Raw genomic sequence first — 22,992 nt, 5'->3', positions numbered from 1 at the left:
TAAAAAGAGGTTAGACGATTGAATAATACAAAAAAAGGCTTATTTGCCTTACCCTTTATAATTAGTGTCACACTACTCCAAACCACAATTTCTCTGCTTCCTGGTGTTCTTTTCTTACGTGATAGCAGCCGTGGTCCTGCTATTTTAACCTATATGGTTCTTTACTTACTACTTAGCGATTTTTTCCAGCTAATCGGTAAAGCATCTTATAAAAAAGGAACCTTCATCTCTATTCCTGTTTACGGAATGAAATTAGTAGCTTCTTGTGTTCTTATTTTTATGATTTCTAAACAAACAGCTTATCAATTTGCCTTAATTTTACTTGCTTATGAGTTATTTCAACTCTTAATTTTCTCTAAACAATTCTTTTATATTGATTCGATTTTTTACTCGATACTCAATGCCTTCTTTAAAGGAATTGTCTTCAATCAGTTATTAACGATTAATTATCCTTTTAATTATAATTTTGACTTAATCAAACCATTTATCTTTGCTTTTAGTTTGATTTTATTCATTACTATTTTAACTCAAGGAATGTACTCCTTTCTCTCTAGGCAATCATGGTTTTTTATTCTGGCATTACTTTCTCTAGGATTTATGTATTACTTACTCATTACACAGTACCTAAACCAAGAAACTGTTCTTTGGAAGCTTATCATCTTTGGACTATGTAATATTGGTGCTGTTTATTTCTTCTTGAAATCTAAAAATGCTAAGAAAAAAGAGTTAATTCTTAATTTATTCGCTCTTATCAGTTTGTTTATATACTATTTTTAAATAAGAAAAAGGCTAACAATATGTTAGTCTTTTTCTTATTTTTGCAAATAATTCTCTAATCCACTTGACATATGAATGTTTCGTCATATATAATAGTGTTAATTAAATGATTATTATTTAACCTAACAAAACATTAAAAGAAAGGGTGTTTCAAATGGAGAAAAATAAAAGCAACCACGACCACGATCACGGAGCAAGATTAGCAGTTACAATGTTCTTTATTGGATTAGCGGCATTCATTATCGGGCTTTTTGTATCAAACACGAATGAAACCTTTAGTTCAGTTCTCTTTATTATTTCTGTTATCACTGCTGGCTATCATATTATTTTTGAAGGTATTGGAAATACGATTAGCAAAACAAAACAAGCAAAAAAATTTCAGCCTAATGTTCACTTCTTAATGACTATTGCAACCGCAGGGGCTATTGTTATAGGTAATTATGAAGAAGCTGCTTTGCTTATTCTCATTTTTGCAGGCGCTCACTTTCTTGAAGATTATGTTGATGGAAAAAGTAAAAGAGAAATTACCAACTTACTTAATTTGAATCCTACAGAAGCTAGAATTTTATTAGCCGATGGAACATCTAAAGTTGTTTCTGTTGATCAAGTTAAAGTAGGCGATACATTACAAGTATTAAACGGTGCTCAAGTACCAACAGATGGTGTTATTATTAGTGGATCTACTTCAATCGACGAATCTTCTATTAATGGGGAAAGTATTCCAAAAGAAAAAAATGTCGGTGACGAAGTGTTTGGTAGTACTATCAATGGTTCCGGAACTTTCACTATGGAAGTAACTAAAGATAGCACAGAAACAGTTTTTGCTAAGATACTAGAACTTGTTGATCAGTCTCAACAAAGTTTAACAAAAACAGCAACATTAATTCAGCGTTTAGAACCTAGGTATGTCACTATTGCTTTAGCCCTGTACCCCTTTGTATTATTAGCAGGCCCTTATCTTTTAGGCTGGTCGTGGGATGTTAGTTTATACAGAAGTATGGTGTATTTAATTTCAGTATCACCTTGTGCTTTAGCAGCAAGTGCGGTCCCAACAACCTTATCTACAATTTCCAACTTATCTAAAAAAGGTGTTTTAGTCAAAGGTGGCGCGTACCTCTCTAAATTAAATGAACTTAAAGCTATTTCCTTTGATAAAACTGGAACTTTAACTAGTGGTAAACCAGTCGTAACAGATTTTTCATTTGCTTCTGAAGAAAATGAAGATCAATTAATTGATTTAATTGTTGCTATGGAGTCTCAATCAAATCATCCATTGGCTACGGCTATTATTAATAATTTTCCAGATCGTCAAAAATTAGATATTACTGTTGAAAATGAAGTAGGACGTGGATTATCTACTACTTATCAAGAAAAAAAATACCGAATTGGTAAACCAAGCTCGTTTGAAGATGTCTCTTCTTTCTACAAAGATGATGAACAAAAATTAGCTTCTGAAGGTAAAACAGTTGTTTTAATCGGTAAAAACGAAAAAGTAATCGGATTGATCGCTCTTATGGATGTGCCTAATGATTATGCTAAAGACGCCATCACTTACTTTAACGACCAAGGTATCCATACAACTATGATCACTGGAGATGCTAAACTAACTGGTGAAGCAGTTGGTCGTCAAGTAGGAGTCGCTGAAGTTGTTGCGAATGTTATGCCTGAAAATAAAGCAAGTATTGTTGCAGAACAACAGAAAAAATACGGTGCAACTGGTATGTTAGGTGATGGTATCAACGATGCACCTGCCTTAGTAACTGCGGATGTTGGTATCGCTATGGGAGATGGGACAGATGTAGCAATGGATGTTGCTGACCTCGTCTTAATGAAAAATGATTTATCAAAATTAGTTTACGCTCATAAACTAACTAAAAAAATGGATAAAGTGACATGGCAAAATATTTGTTTCTCAATGCTCGTTGTTGCTTTACTCGTGACCTTAAATTTCTTAGGAAAAATGAATATTGCGATTGGTGTTATTGTTCATGAGGGTAGTACTATTCTAGTTATTCTTAACGCATTAAGATTATTACGAACTCCAAAAAAATATTTGTAAGATTAGAGTTAGATACATGTAGGAGGTCTTTTCCATGGAAAATATTTCTCTAGAAAATACCACATATTCTGAACTGGAAGTAAGGGATAGCTTACAACTATTCCACTTATTGAGAAATGAAATACGATTTAAAATTTTATGCCTATTACTTAATAAAGAGTATAATGTTAGTGAGTTGGAAATAGCTATTCAAGAATCACAATCAGCTATTTCCCATCAATTATCTTTATTAAAAAATGCTAAATTAGTAAAATCAAAGCGTGTAGGAAGAAAGCAGTATTATCGAATTTACGATGATCATATAAAATGGATCATCTACCTTGCCCTATCTCACACTAAAGAGAGAAGTCAGTTAAATTAAGAAGAACTTCTTTTAGCTCTTCTAACCAAAAAAGAAGGGACTACAACATGAGTTTACAGACTTATGTTACAGTCTCTTCTTTTTCATTTATCAAAAAAGCAGTATACTAAAAGTATCATATTATTATACAAAGGAGTGAACCCAAGTATGGATCCAAATCGTAACCCTAAAAAAGAATATATCTACCGCACTGTCTCGTTAGGAATTGGTATTTTAATTGCTCTATTTTTAATGAAATATTTATAATCCAGAGTGGTGAAAATGGCGGTTAACTCCAAGCAGCTGGAAGAAAATTTTTATCTCCTGAGTTTCAATTTATTACTTGAGCTTCACACACTGTCAGCCTTTATACTTTAGAAAAAGAGGAGGTTATCTTGATGAAAATCAGTCATTTTTCAAAATTAGCCAATACCAGTGTCAGAATGCTACGTCACTATGAGGAAGTCGGTTTACTCACTGTCTCTCGTTCTTCTGAAAATAACAATTACCGAGACTACTCAGCCGAGCAACTCCCTCGCATCAACCAAATTAAAAGTTTACAGGAAATGGGATTCTCTTTAAGAATGATTAAAGAGATTTTAGACAATCCTGAAACAAAAACCCTAGAAACATACTTTGAACTTCAGAAAGAGTATTTAAAAGAGCAGCTAGAAAAAGTCAGCTATCAGCAAAATCTACTTGAATCTGTTGCTGAAATGATAAGTACCAACAATGAGTATTTGAATTACAACGTGGTATTAAAAGAATTACCTGAAAGACAAATCATGAGTTTGAGACGGACTGTTTCTGACTATCAAGAGGAACAAATCTTATGGCAAGAATTATACGAAGAATATTTAGCTCAAAATGTCTCATTTTCTGAACCACCACTAGGTCTAACCTTGTATCATAATGAAGCTTTTGAGGAAGAAAATATTGATTTGGAAATTCAAAGTAGTATCGTTGGTGAGTACCAAGATACTGAATCCATTACTTTTAAAACTGCTCCTAAAATCACTGTTGCTTCAACAACTTTCCAAGGCTCATTTGAACAAATGCCACTTATTATGGAAGCTCTTGGTCGTTGGATTGAAGTCAATCACTTAGAAATTGCAGGTCCCATGATTAATATTTATCACGTGACAGCTGCCCAAGATCCAAATCCAGATAACTGGCTGACAGAAGCTTGTTTGGTGGTTAAAACTAAGGAGGAATTATAGTGGCTAGAGCGAAAAATAAAGAAGAATTATTATTGCAAGGAGCGGAAAACTATCAAAAGTTAATTACTTTAATTGACTCCCTAAGCGAAGAAGAGCAAGTTGGTACTTTTCCTTTTGAAGGACGTGATCGTCAAATCAGAGATTGTTTGGTTCATTTATATGAATGGCACCAGCTCTTTTTAGATTTTGTCAAAAATAATCAACAAGAATTTGTCATACCTTTCTTACCTGAACCTTACAATTGGAAAAACTATGGCGAGATGAACATTAAATTTTGGGAGAAACATCAAAATACGTCTCTTGAAGATGCCAAGAAAATACTTGAAACTAGTCACAACGACTGCTTAGGTGTGATTAAACAATATTCTGATGAGGAGTTGTTCACGAAGAAATACTACAACTGGACAGGAACAACCAGTTTAGGCAGCTACGCCGTTTCAGCCACAGCTTCTCACTATGATTGGGCACTTAAAGCGGTTAGGAAGTATAAGAGGAGTTTGAAATGATGACTATTATGCTATACTAGATTTATTAAAAGGAATTCAATTAAGACCAAAACCACTAGTGGGCTGACTAGTGGTTTTTTTCATGTCATAAATATAATAAAAAAGTTATACTTAACCTATTGACCTTCACGTTACGTCAACCTATATGATAAGTGTGTCAGGAGGAATAACCATGGAATATACCATTAAAAAACTAGCTGAGTTGTCTGGTGTCAGCACAAGAACTTTACGCTACTACGATGAAATTAATTTACTAAAACCTGCTCGAATTAATTCATCTGGTTACCGAATTTATGGACAAACAGAGGTCGACCGCTTGCAGCAAATTTTATTTTACCGCTCACTGGATATGAAGCTTGAAACCATTAAACAAAGTTTAGACGAAACCGATTTTGATTTTTCACGTGCACTGGAAGATCAATACCAAGAATTAACTAAGAAAAAGGATCAAATCAACCATCTCCTTCTGACAATTGAAAAAACAATACGTTATCATAAAGGAGAAATTAACATGTCAGATAAAGAAAAATTTGAAGCATTCAAACAGGAAAAACTAGCTCAAAACGAAGCAACTTATGGAAAAGAAATCAGAGAAAAATATGGTAAAGACGCCATCGAATCTTCTAATAAGCAGTGGCAAAATTTAAGCGAAGCTGATTTTAAAAACATGACCCAAGCCGAAAAAAATTTATTTATAGCTTTAAAAGAACTGGTCAAAAAACAAGATCTTCATTCAGAAAGTGCTAAAACTGTTTTTGAAAAACACAAAGAATGGTTAACTTACACTTGGGCAACTTATTCCAAAGAAGCTCATATTGGACTAGCCGAAATGTACTTAGCCGATGAACGTTTTTCCGCTTACTACAATGACCAAATTGGAAATGACGCAACTCACTGGTTAACAGAAGCGATCAAAACATATGCCTAAAAAAGAAGCTTACCGAAATTCGGTAAGCTTCTTTTTAATTAGATAGTTACTCAGAGCTGAACGCCTTTTTCACTACCCTATTCTTTAATTAATGTTTCTAAGCCGACGATCATCATTTCATCAAATGTTGATTGACGTTCTTCTGATGTTGTTTCTTCACCTGTTACCATGTGATCGCTAACTGTCATCAATGCTAAGGCTTGAACATCGTATTTAGAAGCCAAGTAATACATAACAGCAGCTTCCATTTCTACAGCTAATACGCCATGCTCACCAAGTTTGAATGTATCTGATAAATCATCTTTATAAAAACTATCATCAGATAAAACATTACCCACATGAATATTAAAGCCTTTTTCTTTACCAATACTATAAGCAGTTGATAATAAATCATAATCAGCAATTGGAGCAAATGTATGATTAGGGAAATCAGCTTTCATGAAGGCCGAATTAGTCACAGCTCCTTGAGCAAGAACTAAATCACGAACATGAACGTCTTTTTTAAGAGCACCACATGTTCCCACACGTAATAATTTTTTTACATCATATTCACGAATTAACTCATTAGTATAAATAGATGCTGAAGGAATTCCCATACCAGTTCCTTGAACCGATACTTTCACCCCTTTATAAGTTCCAGTAAACCCGAGCATACCACGAACTTCATTATAGCAAACTGGGTTATCTAAGAATTTTTCTGCAATGTATTTTGCTCTTAAAGGATCACCCGGTAATAAAATTTTATCTGCAATTTCACCTTTTTTAGCGCCAATATGTACACTCATTTTATGTCCCCTTAAATTCTTTCTAATGTAATTTTTACTAACTCTTTAAAGTCAGCTTTCACGCGTTCAGTTGTTTCAACAACTTCTTCATGGTTTAAGTTGGCTTGCATACCTGCTGCTAAGTTAGTTACACATGTAATACCTAACACACGCATTGACATGTGGTTAGCGACGATTACTTCCGGAACTGTAGACATACCTACAGCATCTGCTCCTAAAACACGTGACATTCTGATTTCAGCAGGTGTTTCATAAGTAGGACCTGAGTATCCCATGTAAACCCCTTGTTGTAATCTAATTTTAAGCTCTGTTGCTACTTTTTTAGCCACTTCGCCATATGCTTTGTCATAGGCTTCTGACATATCTGGGAAACGAGGTCCTAAGTCATCTTCATTTAAGCCCATTAATGGATTATCGCCTGTGTAGTTGATTTGGTCAGTAATTAACATTAAATCCCCTGGTGCAAATGAAGTATTTACGCCACCTGCAGCATTTGTTACGACTAATGAATCAGCTCCTAAAGCTTTCATTACACGCACTGGGAATGTTACTGTTTGCATTGAATGACCTTCATAATAGTGGAAGCGTCCTTGCATTGCTAACACTTTTTTACCTGAGAGTGTTCCGTAAACCAATTGTCCAGCATGTCCAACAACTGTTGAAACTGGGAAGTTTGGAATTTCTTCATAAGGAATGACGATTCTATCAGTAATTTCGTCCGCTAATTCACCTAATCCAGATCCTAAAATCAAACCAAAATCGATTGAAGTAACCCCTTTGCCTTGGATATATTTTGCTGTTTCTTTTAATTTTTCACTTAATGTCATTGTATGTAACTCCTTATTTTAATTGATCTAAAAAACTTGTTCCGTTTTCTGTTTGTTTCACGCCAAAGTTTTCAGCAACTGTCGCTGAAATATCTGCATAGAATCCTTGTTTAAGGCTTCCTTGACCTGTCATGTTTTTACTGTAAGCAAGTAATGGCACATATTCTCTTGTATGATCTGTTCCTGGGAAAGTTGGATCATTTCCATGATCTGCTGTGATTAATAGTAAGTCATCTTCGCCCATTGCATCATAGATTTCAGGTAAGCGAGCATCAAATTCTTCTAAGGCGTTACCGTATCCCGTAACATCACGACGGTGACCAAATAATGCATCAAAGTCCACTAAGTTAGTAAAACTTAAACCAGTGAAATCTTCTTTCATCACGTCTAATAACTTATCTACACCATCCATATTAGATTTCGTACGAACAGTAGCCGTTGTTCCTTGACCATTAAAGATATCGTTGATTTTACCAACAGCAATCACATCTTTGCCTGCTTCTTTTAATGAATCTAGTACTGTTTTTCCAAATGGATCTAAAGCATAATCATGACGATTTGGTGTACGGGTAAAGTTTCCTGGTTCACCAACATAAGGACGAGCAATAATGCGTCCAATCATATATGGGTCATTTTTAGTATATTCACGTGTAAACTCACAAATTTTATATAATTCTTCTAAAGGAATAATATCTTCATGAGCTGCAATTTGAAGAACTGGGTCAGCTGATGTATAAATAATCAAATCGCCAGTTTTCATTTGTTCTTCACCGAAATCATCAATAACTTTAGTACCACTGTATGGTTTGTTTGCGCCCATAATAACACCGCGACCTGAAAATTCAGTGATTTTATCTAATAATTCTTGAGGGAATCCTTCTGGGAATACTCTGAATGGTGTTTGAATGTTTAAGCCCATGATTTCCCAGTGACCTGTCATTGTATCTTTACCAACAGAAATTTCTTCTAATTTTGTTGCATAACCTTTGTGATCTTCAACTGCCTTAACACCTTTAAGTGGCTCAATTGTTCCTAATCCTAAATTTTCCATGTTAGGAATATTTAAACCAGCAACTTCTGCAATGTGACCTAGTGTGTGACTTCCTAAATCACCAAATTTTTCAGCATCTGGTGCTTCTCCAATACCTACTGAATCAAGTACTACTAAATGAACTCTTTTAAACATATAGATCTGCCTTCTTCCAAAAAATTTTATTTATAGAAAACGTGCCAAAGAGGTTCCCTGGCACGTTCGTAATTATTTTGATTTCACATAAGTTTTACCAATAGCTTTTGGTCCTTGTGATTTACCAATAAATATTACTAGTACGAGTACTGTTAATACGTATGGTGCTGCTTGTAAGTATACTGCAGGTAATTCTTTGATACCTGGAATTAAGTTTCCAATAACAGCTAAACTTTGAGATAATCCAAAGAAGATTGCCGCAAACATGACACTAATTGGATTCCATTTACCAAAGATCATTGCTGCCATTGAGATAAATCCTTGTCCTGCAATCGTTGAAAGTGAGAATTGACCTGAAATTGATTGAACAGCTACAGCTCCCCCCATACCACCTAAGAAACCTGAAATTAACACGCCAGCATATTTCATACCATAAACATTAATTCCTAAAGTATCCGCAGCTTGAGGATTTTCACCAACTGCACGAAGTCTTAAACCAAATTTTGTTTTATAGATAACATAGTATGCTAAAACAGCTACTAGAATAGCTACATAAGCAGGTGCTGATGTATCTTTAAAGAAGATTTGACCAAGAACTGGAATATCTTTCAAAATTGGAAAACTAAATTTACCAAATGTTTGTTTGATCATATCTGTTTGTCCATGACCATCAAATAACATTTTAGTTAAGAATACTGTTAACCCTGGTGCCATTAAGTTGATAACTGTACCACTGACGATATGATCAGCACGTAAGTTGATCGTTGCCACAGCGTGAATAAGTGCGAATAAAATTCCCACAAATCCACCGAATAACATCGATATCCAAGGTGTCATTGAGCCAAAAGTACTTGCTGAGTAAAGGTTAAAGATTGTGGCACTAAAAGCACCAACAGTCATAATTCCTTCTAACCCAACGTTTACTATACCACTTCGTTCTGAGAAAGTTCCTCCCAAAGCTGTAAAGATTAAAGGAGCTGAATACACCAATGCTGATGAGACAATAATTGCTAACATTGATACCATGTCTTACGCATCTCCTTTCTTAATCTCTTGTTTTTTAGGTGTTGCTTTATCAAGTAAGTAACGAATAGCATAGCTGATACCTACAAAGAAGATAATTGAAGCAATAACGATTTCTACGATTTCATTTGGTACACCAGCACTACCTGGCATACTAAGTCCACCGATTTTTAATACTCCAAATAATAATGCTGAAACTAAAATTCCGATTGGGCTACCACTACCAAGAAGTGATACAGCCATACCGTCAAATCCAATTGTTGGTACTGAACCTAATACATAAAGGTTTTGGAATGTTCCTAATCCTTCAACAACACCACCCATACCAGCTAAACCACCAGAGATTAACATTGCTAAAACAATATTTTTCTTGGCATTCATACCAGCATATTCAGAAGCGTCTGGATTTAAACCTACGGAACGTAATTCAAAACCGACTGTTGTACGATTCATTAATACCCATACAACAAAAATCATCAATAGGGCTAAGAAAATCCCCATATTCAGACGAGAACCGCCTGTCATTTGTGTTAAGAAATCTGCTCTTAAACTTGCATTTTGACTAATTTGTGCCGTTGTATCTGCGTCATTTGTAAAGACATTACGTACTAAATGATTGCTGATATGTAAGATTGTATAATTTAACATAATGGTTACGATAACTTCACTTGTTCCAAATTGTGCTTTCAAGTATCCGGCAATCCCTGCCCAAAAAGCACCTGCTAGTGTTCCTGCAATAATACATAAAGGAACTAGAATAGCTTTTGGTAAATCTGGGAATAACATTGCTAACCAAATGGAAACAATCCAACCTGACAAAGCTTGACCTGACAAACCAATATTGAAGAATCCAGCTGTATTAGCTACAGCAAATCCTAAACCGGTTAAAATTAATGGTGTTGCTAGACGGACAACTTCACCAATGTTATACGTGCTACCAAGCGCACCATTCAACATTGCACTGTAACCTTCTACTGGGTTGTATCCAAACACTAACATGATAATTGCACCTAATAATAATCCGAATACGACGGAAAGAACTGGCACCGCTAAATTTTTGATTGTTGATTGTTGCTTATTCACTAGCTACAGCCCCTTTCCTTACTTCTTCAAGTGGTACACCGGCCATTAATAGCCCTAATTCTTGTTCATTTGTTTCAGAAGCTTTAACGATCCCTGTAATATTACCTTCAAACATAACGGCAATACGATCAGATACGTTTAAGATTTCATCTAACTCAAAGCTGACTACTAAAACACCTTTTCCATTATCACGTTGCTCGATTAGACGTTTATGGATATACTCGATTGCTCCAACATCTAAACCACGAGTTGGTTGAGCTACCATTAATAAATCTGGGTCACGGTTAATCTCTCTTGCGATAATTGCTTTTTGCTGATTACCACCAGATAACGCTGAAGCTGGAACTAATTCATTTGGTGTTCTTACATCAAACTCTTCGATCAATTTTCTTGCATGGGAATTAATTTCTTTATAATTTAATAACCCATTTTTACTTAGTGGTGCTTTGTAATATGTTTGTAGAGCGATATTTTCTGATAGCGTCATTGGTAAAACTAAACCAAAGCGATGTCTATCTTCTGGCACATGCCCCATACTATTTTCAGTGATTTCACGAGGACGTTTGTTAGTCATGTCTTGACCATTAATAACGATCGTACCTGATTCAACTTTTCGCATTCCTGCAATAGCTTGTAATAACTCACTTTGTCCATTGCCATCAATCCCTGCAATTCCGACAACTTCCCCCGCACGAACTTCTAGGTTTAGACTTTTAACTGCATCTAATCCCCTATTTTCTTTAACAACTAAGTCGTTAATTTTTAAAACAGGTTCTGTTGGATTTGATGGGCCTTTCGGTGTCTTAAATGACACCGAGCGACCTACCATCAAATCAGCTAATTCTTGTTGAGAAACATCTGCAACGGTAACTGTATCAATACTCTTACCGCGACGGATAACAGTACAACGGTCAGCAACAGCTTTAATTTCATCTAACTTATGAGTGATTAAAACAATTGACTTACCTTCTTTAACTAAACCATGCATAATTTCGATTAACTCATCAATTTCTTGAGGTGTTAAAACAGCTGTTGGCTCATCAAAGATTAATATTTCTGCTCCACGATAAAGAGTTTTTAAGATTTCTACACGTTGTTGCATCCCAACTGAAATGTTACCTACTAATTCATTAGGATCAATCTTAAAACCATATTTATCCGAAACAGCCATGATATCTTCAAAAGCTTTTTTCTTATCAATTACTACACCAGATTTTGTCGGCTCACTACCTAAAATAATATTTTCTTCAACTGTGAAATTATCAATCAACATAAAATGTTGATGAACCATCCCGATACCAAGTTTATTGGCAACTGTGGGATTAGCTATTTTTTCTTCTTTTCCATTAATATCAATAGACCCTGAAGTAGGTTCTAATAATCCAGATAAGATATTCATTAATGTTGACTTACCGGCACCATTTTCACCCAATAACGCGTGAATCTCACCTTTTTCTACTTTTAGATTAATATTATCGTTGGCTTTAAACGTTCCAAAAGCTTTTGTAATATTTTTCATCTCGATCACGTATTGTGATTCATTCACTTTCTTCACTTCCTAACTATTTCGGATAAACACTTTGAACTAAGTAACTAACTGTAATTATTTAGTTGGTTTTTCTGGAACTTCTACTTTACCATCTTTAATTTCTGTTTTAGCAGCATCTACAGCTTTTTGTACGTCGTCAGTTAATTGACCTTTAGTTAAATCAACACCGCCATCTTTAAGTCCGTATACTAATGTTTCGCCACCAGGGAATTTGTCTTCGTTTGCTTTAGTAGCAATATCTTTAACAACTGTTCCTACACCTTTAAGAGTTGAAGTTAATGTTACGTTTCCGCCATCATATTTTCCTTCTTCTTCTTGGTCACGGTCAACTCCGATTACCCAAACTGGTTCTGCTGGTTTACTCTTCATGATATCGCGAGCTTCTGAGAATACACCGTTACCAGTATCTCCTGAAGCATGGAAGATTACATCTACACCACTTTTGTACATTGCTGCTGCAATTGATTTACCTTTAGCAGCGTCACCAAATGATCCTGCATATTGAACGTCAACTTTGATTTCTGGATCTACTGATTTAACACCAGCTACGAAACCAGCGTCGAAACGTCCGATAACTTCACCTTCTTGTCCTCCAACAAAACCAACTTTTTTAGATTTTGTTGTTTTAGCTGCTGCGATACCAGCTAAGTATGCTGCTTCGTTATCTTTAAAGACAACTGATGCTACATTATCTTTTCCTTCTACTACTGAATCAATAATAACAAAGTTGTTATCTTTTTTGCTTCCAGCAATTTCTTCAATAGCTGGTTGTAATTTGAATCCGATACCAAAGATTGTTTTGAAACCATCATTGATTGCTTGGTTTAAGTTAGGTAAGAAATCTGCATCTGATGTTGATTGATAGTAGTTAAAGCCATCTTTACCTTTTTCTTTTTTGTTATCTTTACCCCATTCTTGTAAACCTTCCCAAGCTGATTGGTTAAATGATTTATCATCTACCCCACCGATATCAGTAACTAATGCTGCTGAATGGTTAGCTGAGTCTTTACCGCCATCTTTTTTTGCATCGTCTTTCTTAGCATTTCCACCACATGCAGTCAGTGTTAATGTTAACGCTAATGCCAAACCTGTTTTTACTAATGTACTTTTTTTCATTGTGTTATTCCCTCCAGAATTTTATATAAAATTTTTAAACACCTTAATTAAGAATTCATTTGATCACTTTCAAATGAATAGGGCAATAATTCAGAAACAGTTGTTTCTTTCACATCACCTTTTTTATTGATTAGTGTCACCGGCATCTTTGGTCCACAAAATTCAACCATCACCTGGCGACAGGCACCACATGGAGATATTGGTTCTTCTGTATCTCCTGCAACTACTAAATGACTAAATGAGACGTTACCTTCAGAAACTGCTTTAAAAAAGGCAGTTCTTTCAGCACAGTTGGTTAAACCAAACGATGCGTTTTCAATATTACATCCTTGAAAAACCTCACCTGTTTCAGTAACTAATGCTGCTCCTACTGGAAATTTAGAATAAGGCACGTAAGCTTTATTCATTGCATCAATCGCTGTATCAAGCCACTCTTGTTTTGCTAACATAAATGAGTTCCCTCTCTTTTCATCAATTTTTACTGTTATTGCTTACTTAAAGTTGGTAAAACAGTTTAACTATACCTTTTGGCTCTATTTTATTCTCACTTACAGACAAAACTTAAATGCTGACAAATGATAAAGTTAGAAAATAACTATTCTATACTTTATTATCATTCAGGATGATTAATAAAAATCCTAACGAATATTAGCCTCCTTTCGCTTATTAAAAGCTCACTCAATTTTAACATTTTTTCTAACAATAAACATCAAAATTATGTAGAAAAATTAGATTGTCACTTTTTAAGGTTTATCTCTTAATTATTAACATTAAAAAACTTATATTATCCTACAAAAAAACAATTTATCACATTCTAATTAAGTGAAAAAGACTTTCAAATATTTACTTCAGCTAATATTCCTTTTAGGTTTCTTATTAAAAAACTCACATTTCACATTCATCATTTGTGAACAATAAAAATTGTATAACATTTATTATTCGGTAATTACTTTATGGATTAAAGTTGGCTCTACACCTTCATCTCCAATTTCGATATTATCATAAAGAACTTTTTTAACATCTTCTACTTCTTCACGATTAGCATAAATAGTTACTAATGATTCGCCTTCTTTAACTGAATCTCCCACTTTTTTGTTCAAGAATAAACCAACAGCATAATCAATTTCTTCTTCTTTAGTACGTCGACCTGCTCCAAGTAACATAGCAGCAATACCAATCTGATCAGCGACCATCTTAGAAACGACACCTGTTTTTTTAGAAGGTACTTCTATTGTATATTTAGCTTGAGGTAATTTTTCGGGATGATCAACCACGCTGTCGTCTCCACCTTGATTTCTAATCATCTCTTTGAATTTAGCGATTGCTCTTCCATCTGCAATACTTGCTTCAAGCATTTTTCGAGCTTCATCTAATGTGTCAGCTTTTTTAGCTAAGACAACCATTTGACTACCTAATACGTAAACCATTTCCATTAAATCTTCTGGACCATCGCCATTTAAAGCATCAATCGCTTCTTTCACTTCGATAGCGTTTCCAATTGCATTGCCTAAAGGTTGAGACATATCAGAAATAATAGCCATTGTTTGACGATTGGCTAAACTACCAATGCGTACCATTGTATGTGCTAAACGTTCTGCATCTTCAATGCTCTTCATGAAAGCTCCGTCACCTGTTGTTACATCTAGAACAATTGCATCTGCTCCTGAAGCAATTTTTTTACTCATAATAGAACTTGCAATCAAAGGAATTGAATCTACGGTTGCTGTAACATCTCTTAATGCGTATATTTTTTTATCTGCTGGAGCTAAATCTCCTGACTGACCTGTCACTGCTACATAACTTTCATTCACTAAACGGATAAAGTCATCATTAGCTATTTCCACTTCAAATCCTGGGATAGCTTCTAATTTATCGATAGTACCACCTGTATGACCTAGACCGCGTCCACTCATTTTAGCAACTGCGGCACCAACTGATGCTACTAATGGAGCTAAAACGATAGTTGTTGTGTCCCCCACACCACCTGTTGAATGTTTATCAACTTTGATGCCATTAATTTCTGACAAATCAATCACATCACCTGATTGGCTCATCGCCATTGTTAAACAAGTGATTTCCTCATCTGTCATATCTTTAAAATAAACCGACATCAAGAAAGCACTCATTTGATAATCTGTAACGTCCCCTGATGTGTAACCTGTAACGATGAACTTGATTTCTTCCTCAGAAAGAACGCCACCGTCTCTTTTTTTCTGGATTAAATCTACCATTCTCATGAATAAAAACCTCACTTCTTTTTTAGTAAAACGATTTACAAGAAGTAAAACAAAAAAGTAAACCGTTTTACCTTTCGTAGTTATGTATTAACAGCGCTTACAAATTAAAAATATCATGTTTTTTATATTTTGTCAACAAGAGATGTACTTCCTCTAACAATAAATTTAGTCCCAAAGGTTTTATTAGGCACTTTTGCTTCTGGTTGGTTGATTGATTGAAAGAGATAACTGGCTGCTGTATAGCCTATTTCAAAGGCGGGTTGAGCAACTGTCGTTAAAGGCGGGTTCAGATATTCAGAAATTTCTAAATTATCAAAACCGATAATTGATAAATCATTAGGTATATGTAGACCTGATTCATACGCTGCCCGATAAGCCCCTATTGCCATTTGATCATTTCCACAACAAAGTGCAGTAATATCCGTTCTTGCTAGCACTCTTTTAGCAGCTTGATAACCGCCTTCAATTGTGACTGGTCCATCTTCTAAATAAGTTTCATTATAAGAAATATTATTATCTTTTAGACATTGACAGTACGCTTCATATCTTTCAGACATTTCATAATAACCAGATTCATTCGTTAACATGCCAATTTTACGATGACCTAGGTTGATTAAATATTGGACTGATTCGTAACTTCCATCGTATTCTTTAACAAGTAAGTTCCCTTCCGTTCGTGTGTTAAGTCCACGGTCAATTAAAATATAGGGACTTTTTAAGCTTGTTTCCAATTCTAAAGAGTTAGGACTAGCTAAAAGAATTCCTGCAACAGAACGATTTAACAACTGTTTAATATAGTCTTTTTCCATTTCATGTGAGTGATTTGAATTACAGAGTAAAATCATATAATCTTTTTTAGTTAGATAGGCTTCTACACCTTCAATAACTTTGGAGAAAAATAGATCTGTTACATCTGGAACAATCATTCCAATTGTTTTTGATTCACGATTAATCATATTCTTAGCAAAATAATCTGGATTGTAATCGTATTCCTCAACCGCTTTCAAAACTCTACGACGCGTTTCATCACTGAAGCGTTGACCTTTATTATTTAATATTTGAGAAACTGTTGTTGTCGATACGCCAGATATTTTGGCAATATCTTTGATGGTAATTTTCACGCCTGTTTCTCCTCTCCTATTTCCAAAATCATCATATCAAAATTTGATAAGAATGGGTAGCGTTTTTTTTATTACAATTAGTTAAAATTTTTTTCAAAAAAAATCCCTAGCTTTCGCTAAGGACTAAAAAGGAGTTGTTTATTTACTTTGGAGGAGTAAATAAAATGAAAAAGTTTGTTAGGGTTGTTTTGTTGGTATGCTTATATAATACTGCGTGACTGTGAAGAATTAATACCTGATTTGTTGCTTTTTTATGAAGAGTTATTTAAGAAATAGTAAATATCCCAAAATTCGGTATCCGATGATATTTCATTGAGTCTTCTAGATTTTTTTATTTTTTTAATAACTATTTTTATACCAACTATTCTCTAGTTACTATATTTTAATTTGATTCTACTATATAAAATAAATGCAGCAAAAAAGCTTTATAAAAACTATTTTTACAGTTTTTATAAAGCTTTTCACTTATTCTATTTTAATCCAACTACCCGCCAATTAAGAAATCTAAGACATTCCAACCGTCAGATGTATTTCCTTTGTACAACTCTGTATACCCACAACGTGTACAACTTACTGTGATAAATTTCTTGTTTTGCACGTCAAAAATCTTGGCAAAATTACCACCCGTTGCTTGAAATTGATCTGATTCATAACGATCGTTTCCACACTTTTCACAATGATATTGTTTCTTCTCCATTTTAGTCTCCCCCGTTTCTTATGAGAAAATGATAGCATGGAGATATTTAAAACACTATCCGTCTAAAGTCTAATTTTGACGTATTACTTTTGACCATGAATACGGAGTTGCCCGTAAGTACCAAATTTCTCAATAACTTCTTCTAATTGTTCATCATTTAGTAATACTGGTGTTCCGATTGATTTTGCACGGTAATAAAGTTTGGCAACAAATTCAATATCTTTCGCCACTGAAAAGGCCGAAGCTAAATTTTCACCAATAGATAGAGTCCCATGATTTCCTAACAATATTCCCTTATCATCCTTCATTTCTTCAAAGGCTACCTCCGCTAATTTAGCTGTACCAAATGTTTCATAACGACAACATCTCACCTTGTTGCCTATCGAACCAATGATATAGTGGAGCGGCAATATATCTTCTTGAAGACATGCAAAAACTGTTGCAAACTCAGAGTGTGTATGAACAATGGCATTAACATGCTCAGTTTTTTGATAAAATACTCGGTGCATATCGTATTCGCTAGATGGCTTTCTCACGCCTTCTAGTACGTCGCCTTCAAGAGTCATCAATACAATATCTTCTTCTGTTGTTTCATTGTAAGGAATGCCACTTGGTGTAATCAACATCACATTATCTTCTCTGACGTAAACACTTAAGTTTCCACCTGTTCCTGTTGTTAGTTTGTCTTCTAACATTTTTTTTCCATATTCAACTAATTGTTTTCTTTCTTCTAAATACTTCATGAAAGACCATCCTTTTTATTATCATTTCCCCTATAAACAAACAGTACTTGCTATCTGTCTCTTTTATACTGTATTTTAATAAAAACGTGTTTGTTCTAATTTAAAATACTCCTCTAAATCATAAGGTGAGTATATTCCTTTATTTGTTACAATGCCACTAATTCTTGAAGGTGCTGTGATATCAAAGGACGGATAAATGCCCTCTACACTTGGTAATGTATTAGGAATTCCACGATACTCTAAAACTTGTTTAGGGTCACGTTCTTCAATAATGATATCTTCTCTACCAAATTTGTCCGTATCTGGAATACCGGTTACAAAATAAGGTACCTCATAATGTTGAGCGACAATCGCTATTTGATTTGTTCCAATTTTGTTAGCAATATGACCATCTCGAGCAATAGAATCCGCCGCAGATGTGAAAACATCGATTCCTTTTGTTTCCATTACATAAGCTACCATATTATCAGTAATTACAGTTGTTTTAAACCCTAAATCTGCTGCACAACTTGAAGTAAGTCTTGCTCCTTGTAAATAAGGTCTTGTTTCTGCACAATACACTTCTAAGTCATTTCCTTCTTCTTTAGCCGCTCTTAACAAAGTTCCTACGATCGTTTCCCCAAAACACTGAGTTAAAATTTTACCATTTTGGGGTATTTTTTTCAGTAAAGTTCTTCCGACTTTATCCATGACTGTGTAGCGTCGATTCAAGGAATCAATGGTTGTTTGGAAAATGGCTTCAATTGCTGAACCGCCATTTTCTAATGCTGATTTTCCTACTTCATAACAATTATCCGTAATTTGAGTCATTCGATTAGCCGTTGTTGGACGAGCATATCCTATCGTATGAGCTGCTTTCTTTAAAAAATCAATTTGTTCACTTGTTGACAAGTTTCTAGCTTCATAAGCAGCTAATACCATTCCCATGCCAGCAGCTGTATACGGACCTGCACTCTGAGTCACCATATCTGTAATAGCTTGAGCTACCTCTTTGTGCGTTTCACATTCAACAAACTCGATTGATGTTGGATAAATTCGTCTATCTAAAATTCTAACTTTTCCATCTTCGTACCATGCTACATTTTCGTATTGTAAGAGAAACGGCATGTTATAATCGGCTCTTTTCATGTTTACTCCCCTATCTTTATGCTTTGACTAATTGAAAAGCCTTAACTAATTCTTCTCCTGAATTAAAATCATCTCGGTGTAAAATTAAATCAATTCCTAATTTTAATAAACTTCGTTCCATAGCAATGCGTTCTTTTCCTAAAGGTGCAGTAGCTACTTCTTTCACTTTAGAATCACCAATCACACGTCTAATAATTTCTGTCCCCACATAACCTAATGTATCCGCCATAATGCCATTAATAAATTGTGTTTTAAAGGCTTCATTTTGATAAATGGACAAACTAACTTTCTCTGCATAAGCTTGCGTTAATTTTTCTTTAACTTGATCAAAAATATCTTGAATGGTTGTTATTAACCATTCACTGAACTCTTCATCGTGATCATAAAACTCATTTTTTGCTAACGGAAAGAATAAATTTCCAATCACATTTCCAATATCGTATCCCATTGGTCCATAAAATGCGAACTCAGGATCAATCACTTTCATTCCGTCTTGATTAACAAAAATCGAACCCGAATGTAAGTCTCCATGAACAAGGGCTTGAGCATTATTCATGTAATTATTTCTTAATTTAGCAATTTCTGTTAACAAGGCTTGATTCATATAGATGAAACGTTCAACAAACTCTTGATTCCCTTCTATTATAACATTTTGTTTTTTATAATCGTTATACGGCTCTGTAAAGACTAAGTCCTCACTGATATCACACATATCTATATTAACAAAGTTTTTAACTTGTTTTTTCTTATCTTGTCGATCCCATACTAAATCAGTAGTTGATAATAACGTTTCTACCAAAAATGTACTTATTTCATCTGCTAATTTAGGAAATATTATCTTTTTTTCTAACTCATAACGTAGATTTTTATAAGCAGATATGTCTTCCATTGTTAATGCTGCCATAGCCTCATCATAATGGTAGATTTCTGGAATAAATTCTGGTACTAAATCATATTGAATTTTTAAAATATCTGCTTCAATCTTGTTACGATTAATATCTAAAGGTCTACCTGATGAACGCAGTAAAACATCTGCTTGTTTAACGACAACACTTTTTTTAGTTTTAGCATCTTCTACGATAAACACATAATTGATGTTACCATCGCCAACTTCTTTTACTACCAATTCTGCCTCTTTTGAAAAGAGATTTAACTTTTGAGTGACATATTCTTTCACATCATCATGTGACATTAAAAAATGTGCTTTAAATTTTTCCATATTAAACTTCCCCTTCTACTGTAACTGATTGACTTGTTACGCTTTTTTTGTGGTCTGATAAAGTTCCTTTTGGAAAACCAATCGCAATTGAAAGTAATCCAAAAACTAACATTAAAATCGAATACCAATTATATGGCATAATGCTAACTGGTGAAATACCTGCCATTCCACCAATAACTAACAATTGACCTGCATAAGGTAGTAATCCGTTAAACGCTGCAGAGAAAAGATCTAATAAACTAGCAGTTCTTGCTCTTGAAATCCCAAACTCATCTGAAATGTCTTTAGCTAGAGGTCCTGCTGCAATAATAGATATTGTATTATTAGTCGTTGCAATATCCATTAAACTAACTAGAGCTGCAATTGATAATTCGCCACCACGAGCACTTTTCGTATTTTTAGTTAATAATTCGAGTAACCAATCGATACCACCTAAATAATTCATCAAAGCTACCAAACCACCAACTAAAACAGCGATAATAGCCATATCTTCCATGCCCTTCATACCATCATGAGCAATTTTCATAAACTCAATGATATTGAAGTCTCCATGGATTAAGCCAATAGCCATTCCCGAAAGAATCCCGGCTACCATAACTAGCAACACTTGAACACCCACTAAAGAGAGAATAATTACTAAGATATAAGGTATGATGTTCACTAAATTGTATTCATGAGTAGCTGTTGATAAGGCGGTTGTATCAATTGGTTGTAAAGCTAAGACAACTAGATTAATTACCACAGCTGGTAAAACCATTAAAATATTTGCTTTAAATTTATCTTTCATCGAAACGCCTTGACTCCTTGTTGCCGCAATCGTTGTATCTGAGATAAATGATAAGTTATCTCCAAACATTGCTCCCCCAACAACAATACCACAAACTAAAGCTACATTGCTTCCTGTTTTTTCAGCAATATCAATCGCAATTGGCGCAAGCGCTGCAACAGTTCCCATTGATGTTCCCATCGCAAAACTTAAGATACAGCCAATAATAAAAAGTCCTGGTAAAATCAAGTTAGATGGTAAAACACTAAGGCCTAAGTTAGTAATCGAATCTACTGCATTCATTCCATTAGCAACTCCGTAAAAAGCGCCTGCTAAAATGAAGATGACAACCATTAACATTAAACCTGAATCTCCACCACCTTTACAAAACATCATAACGCGCTCTTCGAAAGTTGAAGGATTATCTTTGTTATTCATTAACAATGCAATAGACGATGCAATTAAAATCCCCACCATCAATGGCATGTTTTCAAAACTTCCTGTTATTAAACCTGTTGCCATGTACAAAATTAAAAAGATAATAAGTGGGACCATCCCCATAAAGTGCCCTTTTTTCTTCTTTTCCATTTTATTTTCTCCCCATTCAATAAGTTTTAATTAGTTTCACCTTAAAGCTTGATAGAACACGATTATTTTGTTACATCCCCTCCAAAACAAAAAATGTATTCGCTTCCAACTGATTGGATTATACCTAAATAAAAAAAGAAAAACAAGACATTTCGAAGAAAAACAAGAAATAATAAACGTTTTTTCTTTGTTTTTCTTTGAAAAGGTTTGTTTTTTTCTTTTTAATCTTTACTTTTTATTTATATTTGTTAAGATAAGAGTATCGAAAACCTTTAAGATAAGGAAAGAAAATAATGATAAAATATGATAGATTAAACGCTATACTTAACTTGTTAGAAAAAACAGGTAGCGTAAAAGTGACTGACCTTAGTTTAATGCTTGGTGTTACAGAAGAAACAATTAGAAAAGATTTAGATACTCTTGAAGATGAAAAAAAATTAAAGCGAGTTCGGGGTGGTGCCTTTATGCCGAACATCAAAGACAAAGAAGTGCCAATTCCACTACGAGAATCGATGTTCATGGAAGAAAAAGAGGTCATGGCCAAACTTGCTATTAGTTTAATTGAAGATAGTGACTCTATAGCACTGGATAGCTCAACAACGTGCCTAGCTATTGCAAACCAGCTACTAGACTCGCAATTAAAGATTACTGTCATTACTAATTCTCTTGATATATTCAATTGTCTAAAGGGAAATCCTAGAATTGATCTCATAGGAATTGGTGGAAATTTCAGACGTGTTTCTCACTCTTTTGTTGGAGCTAATGCTCAAGCTGATGTCGCGAGATACCTAATTGATAAGTCCTTTATTAGTAGTTCAGGACTTTCACTTGGAATTGGACCAACAGATAACAGTGAGGTTGAATCTCTTGTTAGAAAACAATTTATGATTCAATCTAAACAAAATATCCTGGTAGTCGACCATACTAAATTTGATTTTAGAACGATTCACTTAATTTCAAATTTTTCAAAAATTCAAACGGTCATTACCGATCAAAAACCGATTAATAACGAGTGGCTTTCTTTCTTTAAAGAAGAAAACATTCGATTAATATATTAATACCTATTCCTTCACTAAATGTATTTCTTCCAACTA

General features: G+C 34.4%; 22 protein-coding genes. 7 read left to right on the top strand and 15 right to left on the bottom strand.

Annotation, left to right across the window (positions count from 1 at the left end):
- Nucleotides 1-18: 18 nt before the first annotated feature.
- The 6 genes from FM121_RS09535 to FM121_RS09510 all read left to right on the top strand — a co-directional run bounded on the left by FM121_RS09535 (nucleotide 19) and on the right by FM121_RS09510 (nucleotide 5,830).
- The gene (locus FM121_RS09535; protein ID WP_086951934.1) at nucleotides 19-777 is read left to right on the top strand and encodes a hypothetical protein; all 759 of its coding nucleotides are present in this window, start codon (nucleotides 19-21) and stop codon (nucleotides 775-777) included.
- Between the two features lie 154 nt (nucleotides 778-931).
- Nucleotides 932-2,836: a heavy metal translocating P-type ATPase gene (locus tag FM121_RS09530; protein WP_086951933.1), complete on the top strand. Its 1,905-nt coding sequence runs from the start codon at nucleotides 932-934 to the stop codon at nucleotides 2,834-2,836.
- A gap of 34 nt (nucleotides 2,837-2,870) precedes the next feature.
- On the top strand, nucleotides 2,871-3,197 hold the full coding sequence (locus FM121_RS09525) for an ArsR/SmtB family transcription factor (RefSeq protein ID WP_086951932.1): 327 nt from the start codon (nucleotides 2,871-2,873) through the stop codon (nucleotides 3,195-3,197).
- A 377-nt stretch (nucleotides 3,198-3,574) separates the two neighbouring features.
- Complete coding sequence (locus FM121_RS09520; RefSeq protein WP_086951931.1) at nucleotides 3,575-4,396, top strand: MerR family transcriptional regulator; 822 nt, start codon at nucleotides 3,575-3,577, stop codon at nucleotides 4,394-4,396.
- Nucleotides 4,396-4,902, top strand: a complete 507-nt coding sequence (locus tag FM121_RS09515; RefSeq protein ID WP_086951930.1) for a ClbS/DfsB family four-helix bundle protein — start codon at nucleotides 4,396-4,398, stop codon at nucleotides 4,900-4,902. Before FM121_RS09520 ends, FM121_RS09515 begins: the two co-directional genes overlap by 1 nt.
- A 172-nt stretch (nucleotides 4,903-5,074) precedes the next feature.
- Entirely contained in the window at nucleotides 5,075-5,830 is a 756-nt protein-coding gene (locus FM121_RS09510; protein ID WP_086951929.1) for a MerR family transcriptional regulator, read from the top strand.
- A 77-nt stretch (nucleotides 5,831-5,907) separates the two neighbouring features.
- On the opposite strand, the gene deoD is transcribed toward FM121_RS09510, so the two are convergent.
- The 15 genes from deoD to FM121_RS09435 all read right to left on the bottom strand — a co-directional run bounded on the left by deoD (nucleotide 5,908) and on the right by FM121_RS09435 (nucleotide 21,898).
- Nucleotides 5,908-6,615: a purine-nucleoside phosphorylase gene (gene deoD / locus FM121_RS09505; protein ID WP_086951928.1), complete on the bottom strand. Its 708-nt coding sequence runs from the start codon at nucleotides 6,613-6,615 to the stop codon at nucleotides 5,908-5,910.
- Nucleotides 6,616-6,626: 11 nt separating this feature from the next.
- Nucleotides 6,627-7,442 (bottom strand): purine-nucleoside phosphorylase, encoded by an 816-nt coding sequence (locus FM121_RS09500; protein WP_086951927.1) that lies wholly within the window; start codon nucleotides 7,440-7,442, stop codon nucleotides 6,627-6,629.
- A 13-nt stretch (nucleotides 7,443-7,455) separates the two neighbouring features.
- Nucleotides 7,456-8,628, bottom strand: a complete 1,173-nt coding sequence (deoB, locus tag FM121_RS09495; protein WP_086951926.1) for a phosphopentomutase — start codon at nucleotides 8,626-8,628, stop codon at nucleotides 7,456-7,458.
- Nucleotides 8,629-8,700: 72 nt separating this feature from the next.
- Nucleotides 8,701-9,654 (bottom strand): ABC transporter permease, encoded by a 954-nt coding sequence (locus FM121_RS09490; RefSeq protein ID WP_086951925.1) that lies wholly within the window; start codon nucleotides 9,652-9,654, stop codon nucleotides 8,701-8,703.
- A gap of 3 nt (nucleotides 9,655-9,657) precedes the next feature.
- The gene (locus tag FM121_RS09485; RefSeq protein WP_296745411.1) at nucleotides 9,658-10,734 is read right to left on the bottom strand and encodes an ABC transporter permease; all 1,077 of its coding nucleotides are present in this window, start codon (nucleotides 10,732-10,734) and stop codon (nucleotides 9,658-9,660) included.
- Complete coding sequence (locus FM121_RS09480) at nucleotides 10,727-12,280, bottom strand: ABC transporter ATP-binding protein (protein WP_373385079.1); 1,554 nt, start codon at nucleotides 12,278-12,280, stop codon at nucleotides 10,727-10,729. Before FM121_RS09480 ends, FM121_RS09485 begins: the two co-directional genes overlap by 8 nt.
- 57 nt (nucleotides 12,281-12,337) lie before the next feature.
- Nucleotides 12,338-13,399: a BMP family lipoprotein gene (locus tag FM121_RS09475; protein WP_086951924.1), complete on the bottom strand. Its 1,062-nt coding sequence runs from the start codon at nucleotides 13,397-13,399 to the stop codon at nucleotides 12,338-12,340.
- 47 nt (nucleotides 13,400-13,446) lie between these two features.
- On the bottom strand, nucleotides 13,447-13,848 hold the full coding sequence (locus FM121_RS09470) for a cytidine deaminase (RefSeq protein ID WP_086951923.1): 402 nt from the start codon (nucleotides 13,846-13,848) through the stop codon (nucleotides 13,447-13,449).
- A 486-nt stretch (nucleotides 13,849-14,334) separates the two neighbouring features.
- Nucleotides 14,335-15,636: a pyrimidine-nucleoside phosphorylase gene (locus FM121_RS09465; RefSeq protein ID WP_086951922.1), complete on the bottom strand. Its 1,302-nt coding sequence runs from the start codon at nucleotides 15,634-15,636 to the stop codon at nucleotides 14,335-14,337.
- 122 nt (nucleotides 15,637-15,758) lie between these two features.
- Nucleotides 15,759-16,757: a LacI family DNA-binding transcriptional regulator gene (locus tag FM121_RS09460; RefSeq protein ID WP_086951921.1), complete on the bottom strand. Its 999-nt coding sequence runs from the start codon at nucleotides 16,755-16,757 to the stop codon at nucleotides 15,759-15,761.
- 484 nt (nucleotides 16,758-17,241) lie between these two features.
- Nucleotides 17,242-17,454 (bottom strand): zinc ribbon domain-containing protein, encoded by a 213-nt coding sequence (locus FM121_RS09455; RefSeq protein ID WP_086951920.1) that lies wholly within the window; start codon nucleotides 17,452-17,454, stop codon nucleotides 17,242-17,244.
- Nucleotides 17,455-17,537: 83 nt separating this feature from the next.
- Nucleotides 17,538-18,197, bottom strand: coding sequence for an L-fuculose-phosphate aldolase (locus tag FM121_RS09450; protein WP_086951919.1), 660 nt, complete (start codon nucleotides 18,195-18,197; stop codon nucleotides 17,538-17,540).
- Between the two features lie 75 nt (nucleotides 18,198-18,272).
- Entirely contained in the window at nucleotides 18,273-19,325 is a 1,053-nt protein-coding gene (locus FM121_RS09445; protein WP_086951918.1) for an S-methyl-5-thioribose-1-phosphate isomerase, read from the bottom strand.
- A 16-nt stretch (nucleotides 19,326-19,341) separates the two neighbouring features.
- Nucleotides 19,342-20,544 carry an S-methyl-5-thioribose kinase gene (mtnK, locus tag FM121_RS09440; RefSeq protein WP_086951917.1) on the bottom strand — a complete coding sequence of 401 codons (1,203 nt, stop codon included), beginning with the start codon at nucleotides 20,542-20,544 and terminating at the stop codon, nucleotides 19,342-19,344.
- Between the two features lies 1 nt (nucleotide 20,545).
- The gene (locus tag FM121_RS09435; protein WP_086951916.1) at nucleotides 20,546-21,898 is read right to left on the bottom strand and encodes a Na+/H+ antiporter NhaC family protein; all 1,353 of its coding nucleotides are present in this window, start codon (nucleotides 21,896-21,898) and stop codon (nucleotides 20,546-20,548) included.
- Between the two features lie 293 nt (nucleotides 21,899-22,191).
- On the opposite strand from FM121_RS09435, the gene FM121_RS09430 reads away from it, so the two are divergent.
- A complete protein-coding gene (locus FM121_RS09430) occupies nucleotides 22,192-22,956 on the top strand; it encodes a DeoR/GlpR family DNA-binding transcription regulator (protein WP_086951915.1) in 765 nt (254 codons plus the stop codon).
- Nucleotides 22,957-22,992 lie beyond the last annotated feature (36 nt).

Origin of the sequence: Vagococcus fluvialis bH819 (assembly GCF_900163795.1) — a bacterium.
In the GTDB taxonomy this organism is placed as follows: Bacteria; Bacillota; Bacilli; order Lactobacillales; family Vagococcaceae; genus Vagococcus; species Vagococcus fluvialis_A.
Note: the sequence above shows the minus strand (reverse complement) of the source record. Positions and strands in the feature narration are given on the sequence as shown.

Excerpts from the sequence above, each read along its gene's own strand:
- FM121_RS09520 (WP_086951931.1), top strand. The coding sequence starts at position 3,575 with ATGAAAATCAGTCATTTTTCAAAATTAGCCAATACCAGTGTCAGAATG.
- FM121_RS09470 (WP_086951923.1), bottom strand. The coding sequence starts at position 13,848 with ATGTTAGCAAAACAAGAGTGGCTTGATACAGCGATTGATGCAATGAAT.
- FM121_RS09455 (WP_086951920.1), bottom strand. The coding sequence starts at position 17,454 with ATGGAGAAGAAACAATATCATTGTGAAAAGTGTGGAAACGATCGTTAT.
- FM121_RS09435 (WP_086951916.1), bottom strand. The coding sequence starts at position 21,898 with ATGGAAAAGAAGAAAAAAGGGCACTTTATGGGGATGGTCCCACTTATT.
- FM121_RS09525 (WP_086951932.1), top strand. The coding sequence starts at position 2,871 with ATGGAAAATATTTCTCTAGAAAATACCACATATTCTGAACTGGAAGTA.
- FM121_RS09445 (WP_086951918.1), bottom strand. The coding sequence starts at position 19,325 with ATGAAAAGAGCCGATTATAACATGCCGTTTCTCTTACAATACGAAAAT.
- FM121_RS09530 (WP_086951933.1), top strand. The coding sequence starts at position 932 with ATGGAGAAAAATAAAAGCAACCACGACCACGATCACGGAGCAAGATTA.
- FM121_RS09475 (WP_086951924.1), bottom strand. The coding sequence starts at position 13,399 with ATGAAAAAAAGTACATTAGTAAAAACAGGTTTGGCATTAGCGTTAACA.
- FM121_RS09510 (WP_086951929.1), top strand. The coding sequence starts at position 5,075 with ATGGAATATACCATTAAAAAACTAGCTGAGTTGTCTGGTGTCAGCACA.
- deoD (WP_086951928.1), bottom strand. The coding sequence starts at position 6,615 with ATGAGTGTACATATTGGCGCTAAAAAAGGTGAAATTGCAGATAAAATT.
- FM121_RS09500 (WP_086951927.1), bottom strand. The coding sequence starts at position 7,442 with ATGACATTAAGTGAAAAATTAAAAGAAACAGCAAAATATATCCAAGGC.
- deoB (WP_086951926.1), bottom strand. The coding sequence starts at position 8,628 with ATGTTTAAAAGAGTTCATTTAGTAGTACTTGATTCAGTAGGTATTGGA.
- FM121_RS09450 (WP_086951919.1), bottom strand. The coding sequence starts at position 18,197 with ATGAAGTATTTAGAAGAAAGAAAACAATTAGTTGAATATGGAAAAAAA.
- FM121_RS09465 (WP_086951922.1), bottom strand. The coding sequence starts at position 15,636 with ATGAGAATGGTAGATTTAATCCAGAAAAAAAGAGACGGTGGCGTTCTT.
- mtnK (WP_086951917.1), bottom strand. The coding sequence starts at position 20,544 with ATGGAAAAATTTAAAGCACATTTTTTAATGTCACATGATGATGTGAAA.
- FM121_RS09430 (WP_086951915.1), top strand. The coding sequence starts at position 22,192 with ATGATAAAATATGATAGATTAAACGCTATACTTAACTTGTTAGAAAAA.
- FM121_RS09490 (WP_086951925.1), bottom strand. The coding sequence starts at position 9,654 with ATGGTATCAATGTTAGCAATTATTGTCTCATCAGCATTGGTGTATTCA.